Genomic DNA, 19,045 nt, shown 5'->3' with positions numbered 1-19,045 from the left:
AAAATAACTGTCGTTGACCCCATTCATTGTAAATTTTTTGCAAACGCTATATATACTCATTAACAAACCAAAACATTTATAAGAGTAGGATAATGAACTTAACCCGAGCCGCTTTGAAAAATCCTGCTGCCATAATTGTTATTGTTGCTTTGGTTTTGGTGTTTGGCATCATGAGTGTGTTCAAGTTACCTATCCAACTTACCCCCGACATCGAACAGCCACAAATTAATATTGCTACTGGCTGGCGCAGTGCCGCCCCTGCTGAAATGGAATCAGTAATTATTGAACCCATTGAGAATGTAGTTAAAAATACTCAAGGAGTCACTAAAGTAACGACTAATATTCAGCGAGGCTTTGGCAATATTACCCTAACATTTGATGTGGGTGCTGATATGCAAAAGGCAATGTTGGATGTTATCAATAATCTTAACCAAGCGCCTCCTATTCCGCTAGATGCTATGGACCCTATTGTTTCAGCAGGCGGAGGACGTGGAGGGCCTAATACCGCATCATTGATGATTAAAACCTTACCTGATAATCCCACTCATGATTTAGGTCAATATCAAAAATTAATAGAAGATGTTGTACGTCCGCGTTTTTCTCGTATTCCAGGTATGGGGCAAGTGAACTTGCAAAGTCATCGTCCTAGAGAACTTAGAATAACCTTTGATCCATTAAAGACTGCAGCGTTAGGGTTGTCACTGTCTAGTATTAGTTCAACTATTGCACGCGCCAACGATGTGTCAGCCGGTGTTGCTAATGTTGGTCGACGACAATATACCGTGCGTTTTTCGGGTCAATATGATGTAACAAATTTAGCTGAAATGATCATTGCTTATAGTGATGAACGTCCAATATATTTAAAAGATGTTGCTCGAGTGGAAAACACCCTAGTTGATCGCTTTGGTTTTAATATGAGAAGTGGTCAACCTTCTTACTATTTTACTTTGAAACGTCAAAATGATGCCAATACTGTGGCACTGTTGGATGAAATTAACCTCGCAGTTAAAGAGCTTAATGATGGACCAATGAAAGCTGCTGGGTTAGTAATAGAACTGAGTTTTGACTCTTCAGTTCACATTCGAAATGCTTTAAAGCTAGTGCAAAACAACCTTGGCTTAGGCATTGTTTTGGCATTGGTTATCTTATGGTTATTTCTTCGGGGTTGGCGCAATATTTTGATTATCGCTCTGACGATTCCTATTTCGTTAATGGTCGCTTTTGTAGCGTTAAGTGTGTTTGAACGCAGTCTTAATGTGATCTCGTTAGCCGGTTTAGCTTTTTCTGTGGGGCTGGTGTTAGATGCTGCCATAATAGTACAAGAAAATATTGTGCGCTTACGTGGTTTAGGGATGGCAACCAATAAAGCAGTATTGCGGGGCGCTTTGCAAGTAACAGGGGCGTTATTTGCTTCAACGGCAACCAGTGTAGCCATTTTCTTACCGATTTTGTTTATGGCGGGTATTGAAGGGCAATTATTCTCAGATTTAGCCTTGACCCTCTCTATTGCCGTGATTGCTTCACTGGTAACCGCGATCACCATTTTACCCATTGCTACCCGATATTGGCTTAAATCGAATACCGATAATGATCCCTTCGCACACTATTGGGAAAAACTCACCACCTTGGTGATGCGTTTAACAAATAGCCAAACTAAGCGCTTAAGTTGGGTTGCATTTTTATTAGGTGGCTCTGTTTTAGCGATAACCCTGTTGCTGCCAAAAACTGATTTTATGCCACGCGCGCCCATTGATGGTTTCTTTTTTAGTTTAAATATGCCGCCAGGAGGCAATGTTGAGTTTATTGAAAAAGAAATGGCAACTTTAGTTAAAGACAGGTTAGCGCCTTATTTGACCGGAGAAAAACTCCCCAAAATAAAGAGTTATAACTTCTACTCGTTTGGCTCAGGTGCAACAGGTGGTTTCATCTATGCGGCTGATCCCACACGCGTAGAGCCGTTGATGAAGGTTATTCGAGAACAAGTATTAGGCGGGCTACCCGATACCCAAGTATTTTTATTTAGAGGCTCGATGATTAATGTGTCAGGTGGGGGGAATGGCCGCACAGTAGAAATTAATGTACAAGGGCCAGATATTGAAAGCTTAATGTCAGTCGCGCAAGTAGGAATAGATGCAATTAATGACACTATGCCTGGCACAACGGCTTTCCCTAATCCGGGGTTAACCTTGTCAGAACCTGAACTCAAACTGGCTCCTAATGATCAACGTATCACTCAGGCGGGCTTAACCCGTCGAGATGTAGCCAATGCGATCCGTGCCTATACCAGTGGCTTATTTATTGGTGAGTACTTTGATGGCAATGATAGAGTGAACGTTATTTTACGTGGAGAGCAATGGCAAACACCTGATGAACTAGCTGCTTTACCTATTCACTCGCCTTTAGCTGGCATACAAACTTTAGGTGAGTTAACAACACTTTCAAGAACCGCTGGTCCAACTAGCTTACGCCGTGTTGACGGCAAAAGAACTATTAGCATACAAATTTCACCGCCGGCAACCATGTCGTTAGAAGAAGCATTAGTGATGATTAATGAAAAAGTCATTCCTAAAATGAAAGCACAGTTACCAATTGAAGCCTCGATCCAATTGAGCGGTAATGCAAATAAAATGGCGGCGGCAATAACTGATATGGTGAAAAACTTTATCTTAGCGTTAGTTATTTTATTTTTATTAATGACCGCATTATTTAAATCAGCTAAAGATAGCCTATTAGTGCTGCTGGTGATGCCATTAGCAGTTGCCGGTGGTGTTGTGGGCTTAAATTTATTAAATCTAGTGACTTATCAATCGTTAGATTTGTTGACGATGATCGGCTTTATTATTTTACTGGGGTTAGTGGTTAATAATGCCATATTAATTGTTGACCAAACTAGGCAGGCGGAAAAAGAAGGTTTCTCAAGAAGACGTGCAGTTGCACAGGCCATTCGCATTCGTGCCAGACCTGTATACATGAGTACATTGACCAGCTTGTTTGGCATGTTGCCTTTGATGGTTATGCCTGGGGTTGGTAGTGAAATATATCGTGGTCTTGCCACTGTAATTGTTGGCGGCATGTTAATTAGCGCAATTTTTACGCTAGTATTGTTTCCAAGCTTGTTACGCTTGGGTGAAAAGACATCACCAAAACAAGGCAATAAAAGAAGTCCTATTAAAGATTTATACCCGGTCAGCCATGCCAGATTACCACAACAAGACAAGATTATTAGCTAGAGCAAGCTAGGAGCGATTTATGTTATCAAAATTTACCTTAAAAAACCTTTTCAGCAGCGCGCTAGTATGTGTTTTATTGAATAGCCAGTTTTCTTATGCAGCCAATGCACCGTTAAGCCCAGTAAAAGTTGATACGGTTACTGAAATATCTCTGGCTGCCACAGCTGATTTAATGGCAACACTACACAGTCGTTCTTATGTTGATATTACTGCGGGCGTTAGTGGCCGATTAGCTTGGTTACAAGAACCTGGTGTTATGGTGCAACAAGGTCAAGTGTTAGCGAAAATGGATTTATTACCATTACAATTAAAGCAAGCAGAGCAACAAGCGCAAATAAAGCGTGCCAGTATCAATGCGCGTTATTTTAATAATGAACTACAACGACTCCATAAATTAAAGCAAACGAACTCAACTTCACAGTTTCAATTAGATCAAACAAAATCACAATTTGAATTAGCACAATCAGATATAGAAATTGCCAAGTTAAAATTAGCCCAAATTGAAGATGAACTCGATAGAGCCACGGTTAAAGCGCCATTTAGCGGTGTTGTCACTGAGCGTATTGTGAGGGCTGGTAGTGACATTAACCGCAGTGATATTTTATTAAAGTTATTAGATACAGAACATCTAGAGGCTAGGTTGTTTGTCCCCGTTAAATATTTAGCTTTTGTTAGTAAGGGCCTAACGCTAAATATGCAAGCAATTGGGCAAACGATTTCAACACCAGTAACGTCAATAATTCCTCGAACAGATCCCTTGTCGCAGACCTTTGAAGTAAGAATACAAATACCCGAGCATTTAAATGAATTTTGGACAGCAGGGCAGTTAGTTAAAGTGTCACTACCAATTCAGGCGACTAAGCCAAGTTTGACAGTGCATCGAGATGCCCTAATTCTGCGTAAAGAAGGCACTTTTGTGGTCAAGGTAGATAATGAGAATAAAGCGCACCGTTTACTCGTTACTGTCGGTAAGGGCACACTTGATCGGGTCAGTATTTATGGTGAAGTAAGTCCAGGGGATAAAATAGCTATTCGTGGTGCAGAACGTTTAAAAGAAGGACAAGCGGTGGTGGTGCAATAATCGCTTAGCTGTAAGTTACTATCGAATTACTTTTTTAAAACAATATAGCGCTAAACAAATAAGGTAAAAAATGTTATAAAAATAGTGCGTTATTATAATAAGTTAATATCAAGATGACAGTGTCCTTACCTATTTCAATTCATGTTTGTGATGATTTAATCGCACAATTTGCAAAAATCACTTCGGTTAGCAACAAACTTGAAGCACAGCTAAATTTTCAAACTATGACGGCTGATTGGTATGGTGATGAAGCGCATATTGTGTTGGTGCGCCTATGTCTTGAAACACCGGACAGTTTTCTACTCACTCAGCAAGAAACGCAGCAAACTAAACAACAATCAATGCAATTTCATATGTATTCGGATGATGCTTTTAGTTATCAAGCTTACGATGCTAAGCAGCAAATATTAATTTGCCATATTGCAATCACTGAATCAGAGCTTGTGCTGTTAACTCAGCAAAATAAAATAATAGCTGCGTTACTTCGAGTTAAACTGCAAAAGGTACTTAACCTTATTGCAAAGCAATTGCAGTTACCTCCTATTTTACCGTGAACCCTATTCAGCTTAATTATGTCAATTAGTCGCGCCCGTCTTGATCGCTTCATCAGTGAAAAGTGTCAGATTAACCGAAAAAACGTGCGGTTATTATTGGCGCAAAAACGTGTCACTGTCGATGGAGTAATTGCCGCAGATGTGGCTCAAGCAATAGATAAGTTTTCTGTAATCTCAGTAGATAATCAGGTTGTTCAGCAAAATAAAGCGTTATATATTATGATGCATAAACCCGTTGGCGTTGTTTGTGCTACAAAAGATCTACAACACAAAACAGTCATTGATTTATTAGACGCAGGGTTAAGTACAGAAGAAAAAGCCAGCTTACATATTGTCGGACGATTAGATTTAAACACGTCAGGTTTAGTGCTATTAACGAATGACAGTCGTTGGTCTGAGCAGCTTACTTCGCCAAATAATAAAGTGACTAAACACTACCGTGTAACCCTAAAAAATCCATTAAGCCAGGCATACATCAAAGCGTTTGCTGAAGGAATGTACTTTGCCTATGAAAATATCACTACCTTGCCCGCCACATTAACTATTATTTCACCCCACCAAGCAGAAGTGATTTTGATGGAAGGAAAATACCATCAAATCAAAAGAATGTTTGGCCGCTTTAGTAACCCTGTTATTGGTTTACACCGAACGTCTATTGGTGAGTATGTATTATCTGACAGCTTACAGCCCGGAGAAAGTCAACCAATAACACTTGATGGTCAGACCTTAAAGGTTAACGTCTGACCTATGTTGCTAATTACTTATTTAACGCCTAACTCGCGTAAACGTTCAAGTAAGTAACTGGCTTGGGTATGTTGTGCGGATAGTTGCACCTCACCGCGAGGATGCAAGAAAAGTGGCAATGAAATACGTGATTTATTGTTAGCTTGTCCACTGGGGTTGATAACCCTGTGCGTGGTAGATGGAAAATAGCCTGCAGAGGCTTCTTGTAACATATCTCCAATATTGATGATTAAGTTACCAAAATCACTAGGTACATCGAGCCAGCTGCCGTCTTGGTTTTGTACTTGTAAGCCCGGCTCGTTCGCAGCCGGCAATATGGTCAGCAAGTTTATATCTTCATGAGCAGCAGCTCTAATTGCGCCGACCTCTTCATTACCGGTTAACGGCGGATAATGCAATATACGCAGCAAAGTATTAGGTGTGTTTTTAATCATATGAGATAGTGGCTCTGAATAATGCTTTGAAATGCTTTCAGGGCTATATGCTTCTACCCAGTCTAATAATTCACCGGCTAAATCTGAGGCTAATTGATAATAGTTTAATATTTCTTCTTTTAATGCCGCTGGAATACGTCCCCACGGATAGACATGAAAGTATTCTTTTATATCTTTTTGGGTGTGCCCTTTAGCTGTTTCTGATATTTCAGTGGCAAAATAACCATCTTGCTTTTCCGGATCAAAGGCGAAATTTTGCTTCTCTTGGCCATTAAAAAACGCCTGCCAGTTGTTATAGATAGATTCAACCATTGATTGTTGTATTGGATGATTTGTTAATACACCGAATCCTGTTTCTCGTAGGCTTTTTACAAATTTTTCAGGGGCATCTTTGGCGGTGTAATCAACGATAGGCAATGACATGTGCTTCTCTCTATTTAGCAATAATTCAGTGATTGTAGCCTGATTATTGCTTGTGAACAAAATAAAACGTTTGAGCCGTTTTTTAAAGGAGTAAAGGATGGGATTATGCTCTATTGAGCCGTGTTGAAACTCGCATCTTGAAGTAGTATAGGTATATACTGTTACTAAGAGATAATATTATTAAAATAATTAAGCGATTAACATGAACTCTACTTTTTTCTTAGCGGGAAGCTTTGCCATGCTATTAGCAGGTTGTGCTAGCAATGAAGCTTGTGAAGATATCACCTTGGCCTCAGAACAAATTCAACAATGCCAAGCGTTGCACCGACAAATAGTGAATGCTAAAGGGAAACCATTAATTCGTACCGAGCTTGAACGAAGATACCAAGAAGACTGTATTGATATTCGGTATTATCGTGATGAGAAACAAATGGCTATTTGCGGTAATAAGCATAAAACGGAACAGATAAGACAAAATATGACTAAGGAATCAAGTAATCAATAACTGACGGTCAAAATCAAAATTTAGTATGGTTTACCTACAATAGTGGATCTTTTTTTAATAAAAGTTCATTATGCTGGTTCTATTTTTTTGTTATTAGTGTATGGGTAAGTAATTGATACTAATGATTATGGTTGTTTTTTATTGGTGGTAACTACTGCGATGGAAGAAAAAGAAAATACTCCTCCCCAAGATGCATTAGCTAGCGAACTGCTTATGTTGCAACAGCAACATCAACAGTTGCAAACACGCTATAGCGCTTTGTTTAGCTTAAATCAACTATCGCAACAGTGTGACGATTTAAGCCATTTCTACCTGCAAGTTCATCGTACTATTGCCTCATTGATGACGGCGGAAAACTTCTACATTGTTAGTTATGATCAAACATTCTCGACCTTGGAGTTTGTTTATTATGTTGATGAAAAAGATGCAAGGCCTGAAGGGCTTATCGATTACAGTGATTATAAAGGTTCGTTCACAAGTCTAGTGATTGAGTCGATGCAACCATTGTTAATCACCCCAGATGTAGAAAAGCAACTTGAGCAACAAGGATTAATAAAATCTTATGGTACTTTAGGCATTGACTGGCTGGGAGTGCCTTTATTGCATAATGATTTAGTCATAGGTGTAATGGTAGTACAGAGCTATAGCGAAAAAACGCGTTACACGGAACAAGATGTTGAGATGCTCACATTTGCAGGTCAACATGTGGTTGGGGCTATGACGCGTTTGCAAGACAAAGAACGTTTAACCAATGCGGTTAACGCTCGTACTCAGGAGTTGATGGCGCAAATTCGCGAACGTGAAAAATCTGAGCTATTGCAAGAATCCCTATATCGTATTTCAGAATTAGCTAATGATGCTAGTTTTGATATCAATGTTTTTTACTCAAAAGTACATAATATTGTCGGCCAGTTGATCAACGCGACCAACTTTTTTATTGCAAAATATGATCAAGAGCAAGACACCATAGAATATGTCTATGTTGTTGACGAAGATTCCAATTTACCTGAAAACTTTTTTGAAACAAGAAAGCTATCTAACCACCATTCTGAGCTTGTCATTCGTCAACAAAAAACAGTTTTGTTGACCAAAACGGATATGGATGAACTATATAAACGAGGAGAAACGCAAGAGCCAGCGGCTAATGAACATTCTTGGCTAGGAGTTCCGCTTATATATGCGGGTAAGCTATTAGGGGTCATGGTCATTCAAAGCTATACCAACAAAACCATTTATACTCAACAAGATGCGGAATTGCTCAATTTTGTATCAAATCATGTTTCTGCTGCAATTAAACGAAGAGAAATTTCAGATATTGAAAGGCAAAGCCATGAACTATTAGAGCAACAAGTTAAATTAAGAACACTGGCGCTAGAAGAGGAAATTGCCCAACGTAAACAGGCAGAGACAAAATTAAAACATACCGCCTCTCACGACAGCTTAACTGGCTTGCCCAATAGAGCCGTATTTATTGATTTATTAAACCATGCTATAGCCTGCAATAAACGTAAGCCTGACTTTAGCTTTGCGATATTATTTTTAGACCTAGATCGTTTTAAAGTGGTAAACGACAGTTTAGGCCATCAAGCAGGTGATACGCTGTTACAAATGATTGCCAGAGAGCTTTCTGCCATTGTCCGTAATATGGATACTGTTGCGAGGTTAGGCGGTGATGAATTTGTTATTTTAATTGAGGATCTTAAGTCAAATGATAAAGCATTTGATATAGCTAAACGTATAACTAAATTTTTAGAAGAGCCGTTTACCATCAATAACCAATTAGTGTTTACCGGCACGAGTATTGGTATTTTGTTCAGTGATGACCGTTATGATAATGCTGACACCATGTTAAGAGATGCCGACACGGCTATGTATCATGCAAAAGATAGCGGTAAGGGCCGTTATGAAGTTTTTGATGCCAGTATGCATCAAAGAGTACAAAATGCGCTATCACTTGAAGCTGACATTAGAGAAGCGATTGAATGGCAAGAGTTTATCCCGTACTACCAGCCTATTATTAAATTAGATAATGGTGAAATACAAGGGTTTGAAGCGTTAGCGCGTTGGCAAAGTACTAAGCGAGGTTTTGTTTTTCCTGATGACTTTATCCCATTGGCTGAAGAAACAAATTTAGTTCAAGCCATTGATTTACAAATTTTGAAAAAGTCCTGTCAACAGCTAAAAATATGGCAACAAACATTATCTTGTGATGAACTTTACGTCAGTTGTAACTTATTTTGTAATCAATTCTTTAATCCCTCGTTACCAGAAGAAATAGAACATATTTTAACTGAAACAGCGCTAAAACCTGAAAGTTTAAGGGTAGAGTTAACTGAACGAGCGCTGTTAGAAAACACCGATATAGTGTTGTCAAATATGAAAGCATTAAAACGGTTAGGGGTAAAAATATTATTGGATGATTTTGGCACCGGTTATTCTAGTCTTAGTTATTTACACCGTTTTCCTATTGATGTGTTAAAAATTGATAAGTCGTTTATTAATAATGTTCATGAACACCAAAACAATAGAGCCATTATTAAAACCATTGTTGATCTCGCCACTAACCTTCGTATGGCAACAGTGGGTGAAGGCATAGAAAACATTGAAGATGCGCAACTACTACAAAAAATGGAATGTTTATATGGTCAAGGTTACTACTTTGCTAAACCAATGGATGCCATTACTATGGAGCAATACATCCTCAAAAATAACGCCTAGTTTACAAATAACGCAACAAAATAGTTGAGTAAAGTAGTTAATTAAACTTGACCTTGGAGCATCGTCATTATTTACCAAATTCAGCTATGGTGACACTGGCTTCTACAGGCTTACCTTGTCGATAAAGTTTAAATATCAAAGCCGTGTTAGGCGGGGTTTCTGCAACTATATCTAACGCTTGGGTAATGCTACTAATTGGGTGTTGACCAATTTGGTAGATAATATCGCCAGGTAGAATGCCTCCTGAAAAAGCAGGGCTGTTTGGACTAACCGCTTCTACAACAAAACCTTTTACATCAGCTAAATAGCGTTCAGCAGAAATACCAAGCCAGCCACGGACTACACGCCCATTCTCTATAATTTTTCGCATTATTTTAGCCGCTAACTGATAGGGCACTGCAAAGAAAATACCTTGAATGTTCAGCTGAGGATTCGACTCAGTGAATTGTCGAGAGTTAATCCCGACCAATACGCCATTGCTATTAATTAAGGCGCCGCCCGAGTTACCGTTATTAATTGCCGCATCCATTTGTAAAAAGTTGAGGTAATTGGTATTACTTAAGCCACTGCGACCAGTGGCGCTGATTATGCCTTGTGTGACTGTTTGACCTAAATTTAATGGATTACCAATAGCAAGTACAATGTCTCCGGCAAAAGATTGTAAATTGGCTTGTTGAGGAATGGTGGGCAAATTACTTGCGTTTACTTTGAGTACAGCGAGATCAGTAATTTGATCAAAGCCGATTAATTCAGCCGGAAACTGTTGACCGCTTTGTAAAACAACATGAATTAAATCAGCATTTTGAATAACATGCAGATTAGTTAACAAGTAGCCATTACTATCCATAATAACACCAGAGCCTAAAGTGGTGGTTTTCCTCGCCTGTCGTCCATAACCACCACTAGAGACTATATCTTCTGAATATATATTGACCACGGCAGGGCTAGCTATGCTCACGGCTTTAGCATAAGAAAGCGGCTGAAGTGTGGTTTTTTTGGTATTCAACATTCGTTGTATAAACGGATTATCATTTAAATTGGGCACTAATAATAACAAAGCAACCCCAAACAGAACCCCGTAACTAATTGAATTTATGATGTATTTTAATGTGGATTTTAGTTTCAAAGGAGAGTTCTCAAGGCAAAAATATTCTGATTTTTATTATAGTCATGAGTTTAACACAAAATATTATCAGCGCAGAAAATAAAAAAGGTTAGTTTTCACTAACCTTTTTAAATAAAGCACTCACCCTCACTTTGTTTGAAGATAAGCGTTATCAAACCTTCAAGTGATTTGAGTCGGTATTAGCGAATCATTAAATATTGTGAGTAGTTATCACGAATAATATTTAATGCAAACACACCTTTTCTGTCTTTTAGGTAACTGCGTAATTCAGCTACATTTTTGATACGAGTTCGGTTAATTCCGGTAATTAAATCACCCGATTGCAAGCCAACTAACTCAGCCGGAGAGCCTTCTTTAACCTCTTTAATAACAACACCATTGTTAGTGTTGTTATTTTCTAGTTTTGCTCCTTCAAACATTCTATGTATAGTTGCAGCAGCGACGTTATTGGCTTGAGATTGTTTCAACTTAACGGTAAATTGTTTTTCACTGCCATTGCGCACTATGGTTAATTTGACATTTTTTCCCGCACCAATAGAGCCAATTTTGCCACGCAATTCATTAAAGGTTTTTATAGACTTGCCATTCACCTTAGTTATAACATCTCCAGGCTTTAAGCCAGCTTCATCTGCTGCTGAGTCAGGTATTACTTGCTCAACAAAGCCGCCTTGGTTAGTTTCTAACTCCATCGCACTGGCAATGTCACTGTTAACACTTCTGCCAGAAACGCCAAGTACACCACGATTTACTTCACCAAATTCAATAATTTGTTTGGCTAAGTTGTGCATCATATTGCTCGGAATAGCAAAGCCAATACCAACATTGCCGCCATTGGGCCCTAAAATAGCTGTGTTAATTCCTATGAGTTCACCACGTAAATTGACTAACGCTCCGCCAGAGTTGCCACTATTAATCGCGGCATCTGTTTGTATAAAGTCTTCATAATCTTCAATGTTTAATCCGCTACGGCCTAATGCACTGACAATACCTGAGGTAACGGTTTGTCCCAAGCCAAAAGGGCTACCAATAGCAATAGCAAAATCGCCTACACGTAACTTATCGGAATCGGCAATTTTTATAGCGGTTAAATCGTCAGCATCAATTTGTAATAATGCAATATCGCTATCTGCATCAGAGCCAATTTTTTTCGCTTCAATTTGGCGGCCATCCTTAAGGGTTATCATTATTTCATCTGCTTTTTCAATAACGTGATTATTAGTGACGATGTAACCTTCGTCAGCATCAATAATCACGCCAGAGCCTAAACCGCGAAAAGGACGTTGTTGTGCCTGATTTGGGTGTTGGTTGGGGTTACCAAAAAAGCGAAAAATATTGGGCACATTTTGTTTAACTTCATGGGTCCCTTTGACAGCAATACTGACAACAGCCGGTGTCGATTTTTCAAGCATTGGCGCTAAACTAGGCATGCTTTGCCCTTCAACACTGCTTGGCCATATAGAGCCAGCAGCATCAGCGCTGAGTGGAATTAAAGTACTTGAGAGTAAAGCGGCGCTTAAAATAGCCGATATTGGTAAGATAGATAATTTTTTCATGGGAAAGATTCTCCTAAAACATAATTTAATCAACTTTATACAAAGCTGTTGCACCTCAAAATAGACTTAGTGAAAGAATTTTAGTTCACAAATGCCTGCGCGGCATTTGTAACATTTTATTATATATTTACGCTTAAATTAGCCGGCTTTAATTGGATCGTTTGGTCCTTGATCACTAAACAAGCCACTGGCTTTGCCAGAATAATCTAAAGGCGCTTCTGTGTTGAAATCTGTGCTTAATCCTGCCTTTTCATCCATGCGTTTTGCATGTCGTAATGCCGCAGTTTGCGCCAGTTGTTCTTGCGTTTCTTGAGAGAAAAAAGGCATGCCATCGCTATCACTGGCAGTAGCTCTTTGCAATAGCTGAGTGCTTTCTTCCATTTGTTTCATCGCAGTTTGGCAGGTGCTATTCATTTCATTAAGCAATTTAGCTGAGCATTCAAGGTGATCTGCAACATCAATTTTATATTGTGATAATGCCGCCTCTGTTTTATTGACTTGCTCCGCAAGTTTACGTTGTTCTTGATTGGTCGATGAAATTAAATAATTAGCAAAAAAGCCAACAACAGCACCAACAACGAAAACAATTAATGCGATTACTACGGTCATAAGGGTACCTTTAAATAGATTGAAAATAAATTTTGTGATTAATTACTACTGTTATGGTTTACAATAATATAGTGATAGCGTAAATATTTGTAGTGTTAACTCGCTTATAAATAATATATGTTGGCAATTTTTCTTTTTTCAAGTAACTAATGACAAGTTCAACGTGGTTAATTCATGATAAAACTTTCTCCAATCCAAAAGTATCAACAAGACCTGACACAGGATGATTTTTTGTTTGATGCGGCCCAAGAAGATGCAGTAAAGCATTTGCAACGACTTTATGAAGACTTACAAACTAAACCTGTTGAAGTGTCTAGCTTTAAAAAGGTTTTAAATCGTTGGACAAAAGTTTACAAAAAACAAACAGATAAGCCAATAAAAGGCCTTTATTTTTGGGGAGGCGTTGGACGAGGAAAAACGTATTTAGTTGATACTTTTTACGATTGCCTGCCCTTTAAAAATAAAATGCGCGTGCACTTTCATCGTTTTATGCATCGAGTACACCAAGAACTAAAAGCCCTAACGGGTCAGTCAGATCCCTTAAAAATTATTGCCAAAAAGTTTGCTAGTGAAACGCGAATTATTTGTTTTGATGAATTCTTTGTTTCTGATATTACCGATGCCATGATTTTAGGAGCGCTATTTGAAGAGCTATTTGCACACCAAGTTATTTTAGTGGCAACATCTAATATTATCCCCGATGAGCTTTACCGCAACGGTTTACAGCGAGAACGCTTTTTGCCAGCAATTAAATTAATTAATGAACATACCGAAATAGTTAACGTTGATAGTGGGGTTGATTATCGCTTGCGGACATTAGAGCAAGCAGAGATTTATCATTATCCGCTTGATCAGCAAGCCAATGACAATTTGCATCATTATTTTAAGCAACTTGCTTGTGAAGCAGGTCAACAAAATGTCGATATTGAAATAAACAATCGCCAGTTATCTACTATTAGGGTTGCCGATGGTATTGTCTATTTTGACTATACAGTCCTATGTGAAAGTGCTCGCTCTCAGGGCGATTACATGGAAATTAGCCAGTTGTATCACACTGTTTTAATGGCGAATGTTAAACAAATGGGACAAGAAAGTGATGACAGTACGAGACGTTTTATCGCGTTAGTCGATGAATTTTATGAACGCAATGTGAAACTGATTATGTCAGCTGAAATGCCATTAGAGCAGTTGTACACAGGTGGCAATTTAGCGTTTGAATTTAAACGTTGTTTGAGTCGTTTACAAGAAATGCAGTCGCATGATTATTTAGCCAGCCAGCACCTACCATAGTGTTCAGTAATGATTAAGTATACTTAATCAACTTGGTATTAAAAAAAACAGCACAAAAACACAATGATCCTAAACGGATCAATTAAAGCTTCCAATTAATAGTATAAGATTTAGTCTTTATACTATTAATTGAGAAGTAACCATGACCATTGACCTAAATAGCCGTTACGGCTTAAATCCTGCCCATAGTGAAGTCGTTGCCGCAAGCAAAATTATTGCACCTTGTGACACGTTAGATATGGGATGCTCAAATGGCCGAAATGCAATATATCTTGGACAGCTTGGTTTTAACGTTACTGGGGTAGACACTAACCCGGGCGCCATTGATATGCTGCAAAGCATTAGTATCGAACAAGACATGCAGAACGTTAAGGCGCAAGTCTATGATATTAATACCGCTAACCTTGGCCAAGATTATGGTTTTATTAGCTGCACTGTTACCTTGATGTTTGCAGACCCAACACGGGTAGCAAGCATTATTGCTGATATGCAACAGTGTACGCTTGCTGGTGGTTATAATCTGATTGTTTGCGCAATGAACACAGAAGTGCATCCCTGCCCAGTTCCTTTTCCTTATACGCTAAAAGCAGGGCAGTTAAGTGACGCTTATCAAGGTTGGGAGCTTATTAAATACAATGAAGATGTAGGTACTATGCATAATGGCGCTAAATTGCAGTTTGCGACTTTATTGGCTAGAAAACCTGCTTAGTCTCTAATATTTTGTTGTTACATCAATATAATACCAAGTCACTGCAATATTTAGGGTTCAACATATTGAGAGGCTTGGTGCCTAACAGATAAATCACCATATGCTTTATTGTAAGAGTTTGTTACCTTTAATTAATTTACCCCTATAGCGCTCATTATGAAATTATCGATGGCTTTCAGCGCTTTCATGCGGTTACCCCCTTTACTTAAATGGTGATCACCTTTCTCTAGCGTTATAAACTCAACAGGCTTGCCAGCATCTTTTAATTCTTCATACATATTTTCAGACTGGCGAATTGGAACCACCTCATCATATTCGCCATGGATGAGTAATATCGGAATTTTGATATTGTTAATATGAGTTATCGGTGATATTTTTTTTAAGTGGTTGTTGGCTGTTGTTCCATTTATGATGCTTTCTTGCCAGTAAGCAAGTACCCAATGATCAGAACCATATTCGTTCTTTTCATCTTTTAGCATTCGTTTAACATCAGCTACACCATTAATAGAAACCGCACATTGATAGAGCTCAGGAGTAAAGGCTGCTCCAGCTAATGCGGCATAGCCACCATAACTAGCGCCGACAATGCACACTTTGTTAGGGTTAACATAGTCCGATTTTATTAAGGTTTTTACTGCATCTGTCAGGTCGTGTTGCATCTTTTGACCCCACTCTCCTCGTCCTTTTAGAATAAAATCAGAGCCAAAACCGTCTGAGCCTCGAAATTGTGGCTGAATTACCAAGAAGCCTCGACTCGCAAAAAATTGTGCCATCCAATCAAAACCCACTCTATCGTATGATTCTGGGCCGCCATGAGGCATTAAAATAGCGGGTAAAGCTTTTAGTTCAATGTTTGGTAATGTTAATAATAGAGGGATTTTTAGACCATCTCTTGCTTTAAACTCAGTTTCATAGACCTGATGAACTTGAGTTGGGGCAATTCTTGAACGTTGGCTACCCACTGATGAAAACTTACCATTGGCATAAATGAAGTAGTCGCCTTTTGCATGCTCACCTTCGATTAAAAAAATCATCTTGCTCCAATCAGGCGTATGATTGACTAACCTTAAGCTATTATTTGGCATGGATTGTATAATTGATGCGACCAAATTATGCGTTTTTTGGTTAAAAAGTTCATAACTTGGCTTGAAGCCTGCGTATCTCACGCCATAAACCACACGATTTATATCTGTTAAAACTGATTCCACGCTTTTGTTTGACTTACTGAAAATCGCATTGCTTATTTTGCCATCTTTTAAGCGCATGGTGTAATAGGCAATATGGCCCGTATTAGCGTTTTTGTCTAACATAATTAAGTGCTTAAAATCAGGTGTTAACCCCACAAAGGATTTTGTAGGAAAAATAGTTTTTTCACTAAAAATTTGATGCCATTTTCCATCTGTCAGCGCCTCAATACTGTGTAAATCAAGCTTATTGTTATAAAGCACTCTAGCCAATATTGTATCCTGATCGTTTACAAAGTAATCTATTACATCTCGATTGCCTCGTTTAAATTGTTTAACTTTTCTCCTTTCTAATGATGCCCTCATCAAACTGAAAGAGGTTGCATTGGCCCATGCGGGCATATAGACACTATCCCCATCAGCCGAAAGCCCTACTATATTGCCTAATTGGGTTTGACCATCATGTATTCCAGAGCCTAAGGTCAGTAATTGCACCATCTTATTTTTTTCTAGATCATAAGCATATGCGGAACTGATCTCATGTCGACCACGGTAACCCCATAATCTATTGTTCCTCTTAACTACGATAATTAATTTTTTTTCATCAATAAAATAGACGTCACTAGGTTTAATGTTTGATAAGTCCATGGCGCCAAGTAACTTGTTATCAGCAAGGTTGTAGATCACCATGTAATCTTTTTCTTGTTCTGTTCGACGGTAAGCAATTTTCTCTCCACTAGGTGAAATCACCATCATACTGACTTCGGGCAAGGCACCATAAATTTCTATAGGTAGCGTTTCGTTTGCAGAAGACAATGCTGTAATGGATAGAGATAAAAATAATATAATAAAGCGATAAATGGACATAACATTCCTTGTTGAAAGATTAAAATAGATATATTTGATGGTTCAGGTTTTAATTGAGATATAACCTTTCGTTATTGAGCATCTGTTTAGCATAAAAAAAATACTCAATACAATTAATAAGCAGGCTGTAAATTGTCATCCCATCTTGACCTAAGTTGTCATTCCTATGATATTTCAGGTTGGAATCCATACTAACGATAGAGGGTTTTGTTGATGATATTGATCTATTCTAGAAAACCTGCTTAGCCTCAATTATTTTAATACATTAGCGTATAAAGTTTTCGGCGATATTTGCTGGCAATAGGATCACCATCAGGTAGTGCTTTAAGAATATCTAAAAAAAGTGTCTTACTGTGATCTTTTGTATCGGCATCACCAGCTTGAACTAAGCGAAATAATAGCGTTAAGGCATCTTCATGGCGGTTTACTTGGCTGTATTGCGCGGCAAGTTGGTGTTGAATTTCAATGTCGTTCGGCTGACTTGCAAGTTTAGCTTCTAGTGCTTGAATTTCTGGGGAGTTGGCTGCTTGGTTGGCTAACTCTAGTTTAGCCACTAAAGCTTGGTAATAACTGTCTTGATCGACCATTGTTATGGTATCAAGTAACGTTTGTGCGTCTGCAGTTTTTCCTAGTTGAATATACACATCGATTAGCACTAATTTTATGTCTGCTCGCTGTGCATCCAGTTGATGCGCTTGGCTGATTTCAGTTAACGCATCGTTAAGTTTGTTCTCAGCAAGAGCCGCTTGAGCCTTAGTGAGCAGCATATCTTGTGCTTTTGGTAAGTGTTTATCTAAAAAGGCGGCAATGGTTTCATCGGTTTGTGGCCCAGATAGCCCATCAAGAGGTTGACCATCCTTCACTAAAATAGCTGTTGGCAAGCCTTGAATACCAAACTGCTGAGCGATTTGTTGCTGTGTTTGACAATCAACGGTTGCCATCAGCATTTGCTCGCTAAAAGGAGCGACTTTAGCAGCTAACTTGTCTCTTAACTCAACACTTTCAGTGATTTGATCAGCCCAAAAAGCCACTAACACTAATGTTGTTTTTGATTCTTCTAAAACGATTTGCTCAAAATTTTCCAGGGTAATTGCAGTCATATTTTTATTCACTATTAGTTCTGTTGATAAAGGTTATTTGGACATCAAGTTTCGTATCATGAGTGTGTCACTAGGCCAATACAAACCATAAAAGGCCGGTCCCTAAAATTAAACGATATATTACAAAAGGCATCATACCTAATTTATTTAATAAAATAAGAAAGTAATGAATACAAGTATAGGCGCTGACAAAAGCGATTAAACTACCAAGGCCAATGGCTTGCCAGTTTACTGCTTCGGTTGATAATACCAATTTAAGGGTTAAGTAGCTGCCTGCCATGGCAATAGCTGGGATAGAAAGTAAAAATGAAAATCTGGCTGCATTGTCTCGTGATAGTCCTAACAATAAACCGATAGTCATGGTGATGCCAGAACGCGACGTCCCAGGAATCAAGGCCACAGCTTGGGCAACGCCAATCAGCATGGCACCTTTTAAGCCGAGTTTTTCCATCGGTTTATGGGTTTTTCTGTGTCCAGCTTTACTATCAGCAAAACCAAGTAAGAAGCCAAATAGCAGCGTTGTTGCTGCAATGACCAGTGCAGAGCGTAAATGTGCTTCAATAAAGTCTTTGCCCAATAAGCCAAATAAGCCAGCAGGTATGGTGGCAAAGATAATCCACCACGCAAGCTTACCATCAAAAGCGTTGCTATTTTTATCAGGGCCGATATTAATTGTTCCTAACCAAGCGACAGACATAACGCCTAACTCTTTGCGAAAATACAACATAACAGCCAACAAAGTCCCTACATGCACGGCTACATCAAAACCCAGCCCTTGATCCTCCCAGCCTAAAATTTGCGAGGGCAGTATTAAATGAGCAGAGCTAGAAATAGGTAAGAACTCGGTTAACCCCTGTAAGAGTGCTAATATCATTATTTCTAAAGTACTCATAAAATCTCTTTATTCCTTTATGTAAA

The 19,045-nt window shown here is 38.7% G+C and carries 15 protein-coding genes; 8 read left to right on the top strand and 7 right to left on the bottom strand.

Annotated features, from left to right (window positions below; translation table 11 throughout):
- Positions 1–92: 92 nt before the first annotated feature.
- From ABXG98_RS10995 to ABXG98_RS10980, 4 genes are all read left to right on the top strand, one after another.
- On the top strand, positions 93–3,230 hold the full coding sequence (locus tag ABXG98_RS10995; protein WP_353538730.1) for an efflux RND transporter permease subunit: 3,138 nt from the start codon (positions 93–95) through the stop codon (positions 3,228–3,230).
- A gap of 19 nt (positions 3,231–3,249) precedes the next feature.
- A complete protein-coding gene (locus tag ABXG98_RS10990; RefSeq protein WP_353538729.1) occupies positions 3,250–4,311 on the top strand; it encodes an efflux RND transporter periplasmic adaptor subunit in 1,062 nt (353 codons plus the stop codon).
- 113 nt (positions 4,312–4,424) lie between these two features.
- The gene (locus ABXG98_RS10985; RefSeq protein WP_353538728.1) at positions 4,425–4,865 is read left to right on the top strand and encodes a hypothetical protein; all 441 of its coding nucleotides are present in this window, start codon (positions 4,425–4,427) and stop codon (positions 4,863–4,865) included.
- Positions 4,866–4,883: 18 nt separating this feature from the next.
- Entirely contained in the window at positions 4,884–5,609 is a 726-nt protein-coding gene (locus tag ABXG98_RS10980; protein WP_353538727.1) for a pseudouridine synthase, read from the top strand.
- A 17-nt stretch (positions 5,610–5,626) separates the two neighbouring features.
- Here the strand turns inward: ABXG98_RS10980 and ABXG98_RS10975 are convergent, their stop codons facing one another.
- A complete protein-coding gene (locus tag ABXG98_RS10975; protein WP_353538726.1) occupies positions 5,627–6,466 on the bottom strand; it encodes an isopenicillin N synthase family dioxygenase in 840 nt (279 codons plus the stop codon).
- A 202-nt stretch (positions 6,467–6,668) separates the two neighbouring features.
- Here ABXG98_RS10975 and ABXG98_RS10970 point away from each other — a divergent pair, with 202 nt between their 5' ends.
- Positions 6,669–6,971 carry a hypothetical protein gene (locus ABXG98_RS10970; protein WP_353538725.1) on the top strand — a complete coding sequence of 101 codons (303 nt, stop codon included), beginning with the start codon at positions 6,669–6,671 and terminating at the stop codon, positions 6,969–6,971.
- A 159-nt stretch (positions 6,972–7,130) separates the two neighbouring features.
- Positions 7,131–9,689 carry a bifunctional diguanylate cyclase/phosphodiesterase gene (locus ABXG98_RS10965; protein WP_353538724.1) on the top strand — a complete coding sequence of 853 codons (2,559 nt, stop codon included), beginning with the start codon at positions 7,131–7,133 and terminating at the stop codon, positions 9,687–9,689.
- 67 nt (positions 9,690–9,756) lie between these two features.
- Here the strand turns inward: ABXG98_RS10965 and ABXG98_RS10960 are convergent, their stop codons facing one another.
- The 3 genes from ABXG98_RS10960 to ABXG98_RS10950 form a co-directional block, all read right to left on the bottom strand.
- Complete coding sequence (locus ABXG98_RS10960; protein WP_353538723.1) at positions 9,757–10,746, bottom strand: trypsin-like peptidase domain-containing protein; 990 nt, start codon at positions 10,744–10,746, stop codon at positions 9,757–9,759.
- 248 nt (positions 10,747–10,994) lie between these two features.
- A complete protein-coding gene (locus ABXG98_RS10955) occupies positions 10,995–12,368 on the bottom strand; it encodes a Do family serine endopeptidase (protein ID WP_353538722.1) in 1,374 nt (457 codons plus the stop codon).
- A 138-nt stretch (positions 12,369–12,506) separates the two neighbouring features.
- Positions 12,507–12,977, bottom strand: a complete 471-nt coding sequence (locus ABXG98_RS10950) for a ZapG family protein (RefSeq protein ID WP_353538721.1) — start codon at positions 12,975–12,977, stop codon at positions 12,507–12,509.
- Positions 12,978–13,151: 174 nt separating this feature from the next.
- Here ABXG98_RS10950 and zapE point away from each other — a divergent pair, with 174 nt between their 5' ends.
- The gene (gene zapE, locus ABXG98_RS10945; protein ID WP_353538720.1) at positions 13,152–14,267 is read left to right on the top strand and encodes a cell division protein ZapE; all 1,116 of its coding nucleotides are present in this window, start codon (positions 13,152–13,154) and stop codon (positions 14,265–14,267) included.
- A gap of 142 nt (positions 14,268–14,409) precedes the next feature.
- Complete coding sequence (gene tehB, locus ABXG98_RS10940; RefSeq protein ID WP_353538719.1) at positions 14,410–14,976, top strand: tellurite resistance methyltransferase TehB; 567 nt, start codon at positions 14,410–14,412, stop codon at positions 14,974–14,976.
- Between the two features lie 131 nt (positions 14,977–15,107).
- Here tehB and ABXG98_RS10935 read toward each other — a convergent pair whose 3' ends face one another.
- From ABXG98_RS10935 to ABXG98_RS10925, 3 genes are all read right to left on the bottom strand, one after another.
- Positions 15,108–17,027, bottom strand: a complete 1,920-nt coding sequence (locus ABXG98_RS10935; RefSeq protein WP_353538718.1) for an alpha/beta hydrolase family protein — start codon at positions 17,025–17,027, stop codon at positions 15,108–15,110.
- Between the two features lie 257 nt (positions 17,028–17,284).
- On the bottom strand, positions 17,285–18,127 hold the full coding sequence (locus ABXG98_RS10930) for a tetratricopeptide repeat protein (RefSeq protein WP_353538717.1): 843 nt from the start codon (positions 18,125–18,127) through the stop codon (positions 17,285–17,287).
- 70 nt (positions 18,128–18,197) lie between these two features.
- On the bottom strand, positions 18,198–19,019 hold the full coding sequence (locus ABXG98_RS10925) for an undecaprenyl-diphosphate phosphatase (RefSeq protein ID WP_353538716.1): 822 nt from the start codon (positions 19,017–19,019) through the stop codon (positions 18,198–18,200).
- Positions 19,020–19,045 lie beyond the last annotated feature (26 nt).

This window comes from Colwellia sp. KU-HH00111 (genome assembly GCF_040362745.1).
Lineage (GTDB): Bacteria > Pseudomonadota > Gammaproteobacteria > Enterobacterales > Alteromonadaceae > Colwellia.
Note: the sequence above shows the minus strand (reverse complement) of the source record. Positions and strands in the feature narration are given on the sequence as shown.

What these genes read in the sequence shown, in the direction of transcription:
- ABXG98_RS10985 (WP_353538728.1), top strand. Translation starts at nt 4,425, where the DNA reads ATGACAGTGTCCTTACCTATTTCAATTCATGTTTGTGATGATTTAATC.
- ABXG98_RS10935 (WP_353538718.1), bottom strand. Translation starts at nt 17,027, where the DNA reads ATGTCCATTTATCGCTTTATTATATTATTTTTATCTCTATCCATTACA.
- ABXG98_RS10975 (WP_353538726.1), bottom strand. Translation starts at nt 6,466, where the DNA reads ATGTCATTGCCTATCGTTGATTACACCGCCAAAGATGCCCCTGAAAAA.
- ABXG98_RS10995 (WP_353538730.1), top strand. Translation starts at nt 93, where the DNA reads ATGAACTTAACCCGAGCCGCTTTGAAAAATCCTGCTGCCATAATTGTT.
- ABXG98_RS10990 (WP_353538729.1), top strand. Translation starts at nt 3,250, where the DNA reads ATGTTATCAAAATTTACCTTAAAAAACCTTTTCAGCAGCGCGCTAGTA.
- ABXG98_RS10965 (WP_353538724.1), top strand. Translation starts at nt 7,131, where the DNA reads ATGGAAGAAAAAGAAAATACTCCTCCCCAAGATGCATTAGCTAGCGAA.
- ABXG98_RS10930 (WP_353538717.1), bottom strand. Translation starts at nt 18,127, where the DNA reads ATGACTGCAATTACCCTGGAAAATTTTGAGCAAATCGTTTTAGAAGAA.
- ABXG98_RS10980 (WP_353538727.1), top strand. Translation starts at nt 4,884, where the DNA reads ATGTCAATTAGTCGCGCCCGTCTTGATCGCTTCATCAGTGAAAAGTGT.
- ABXG98_RS10955 (WP_353538722.1), bottom strand. Translation starts at nt 12,368, where the DNA reads ATGAAAAAATTATCTATCTTACCAATATCGGCTATTTTAAGCGCCGCT.
- ABXG98_RS10970 (WP_353538725.1), top strand. Translation starts at nt 6,669, where the DNA reads ATGAACTCTACTTTTTTCTTAGCGGGAAGCTTTGCCATGCTATTAGCA.
- ABXG98_RS10950 (WP_353538721.1), bottom strand. Translation starts at nt 12,977, where the DNA reads ATGACCGTAGTAATCGCATTAATTGTTTTCGTTGTTGGTGCTGTTGTT.
- zapE (WP_353538720.1), top strand. Translation starts at nt 13,152, where the DNA reads ATGATAAAACTTTCTCCAATCCAAAAGTATCAACAAGACCTGACACAG.
- tehB (WP_353538719.1), top strand. Translation starts at nt 14,410, where the DNA reads ATGACCATTGACCTAAATAGCCGTTACGGCTTAAATCCTGCCCATAGT.
- ABXG98_RS10925 (WP_353538716.1), bottom strand. Translation starts at nt 19,019, where the DNA reads ATGAGTACTTTAGAAATAATGATATTAGCACTCTTACAGGGGTTAACC.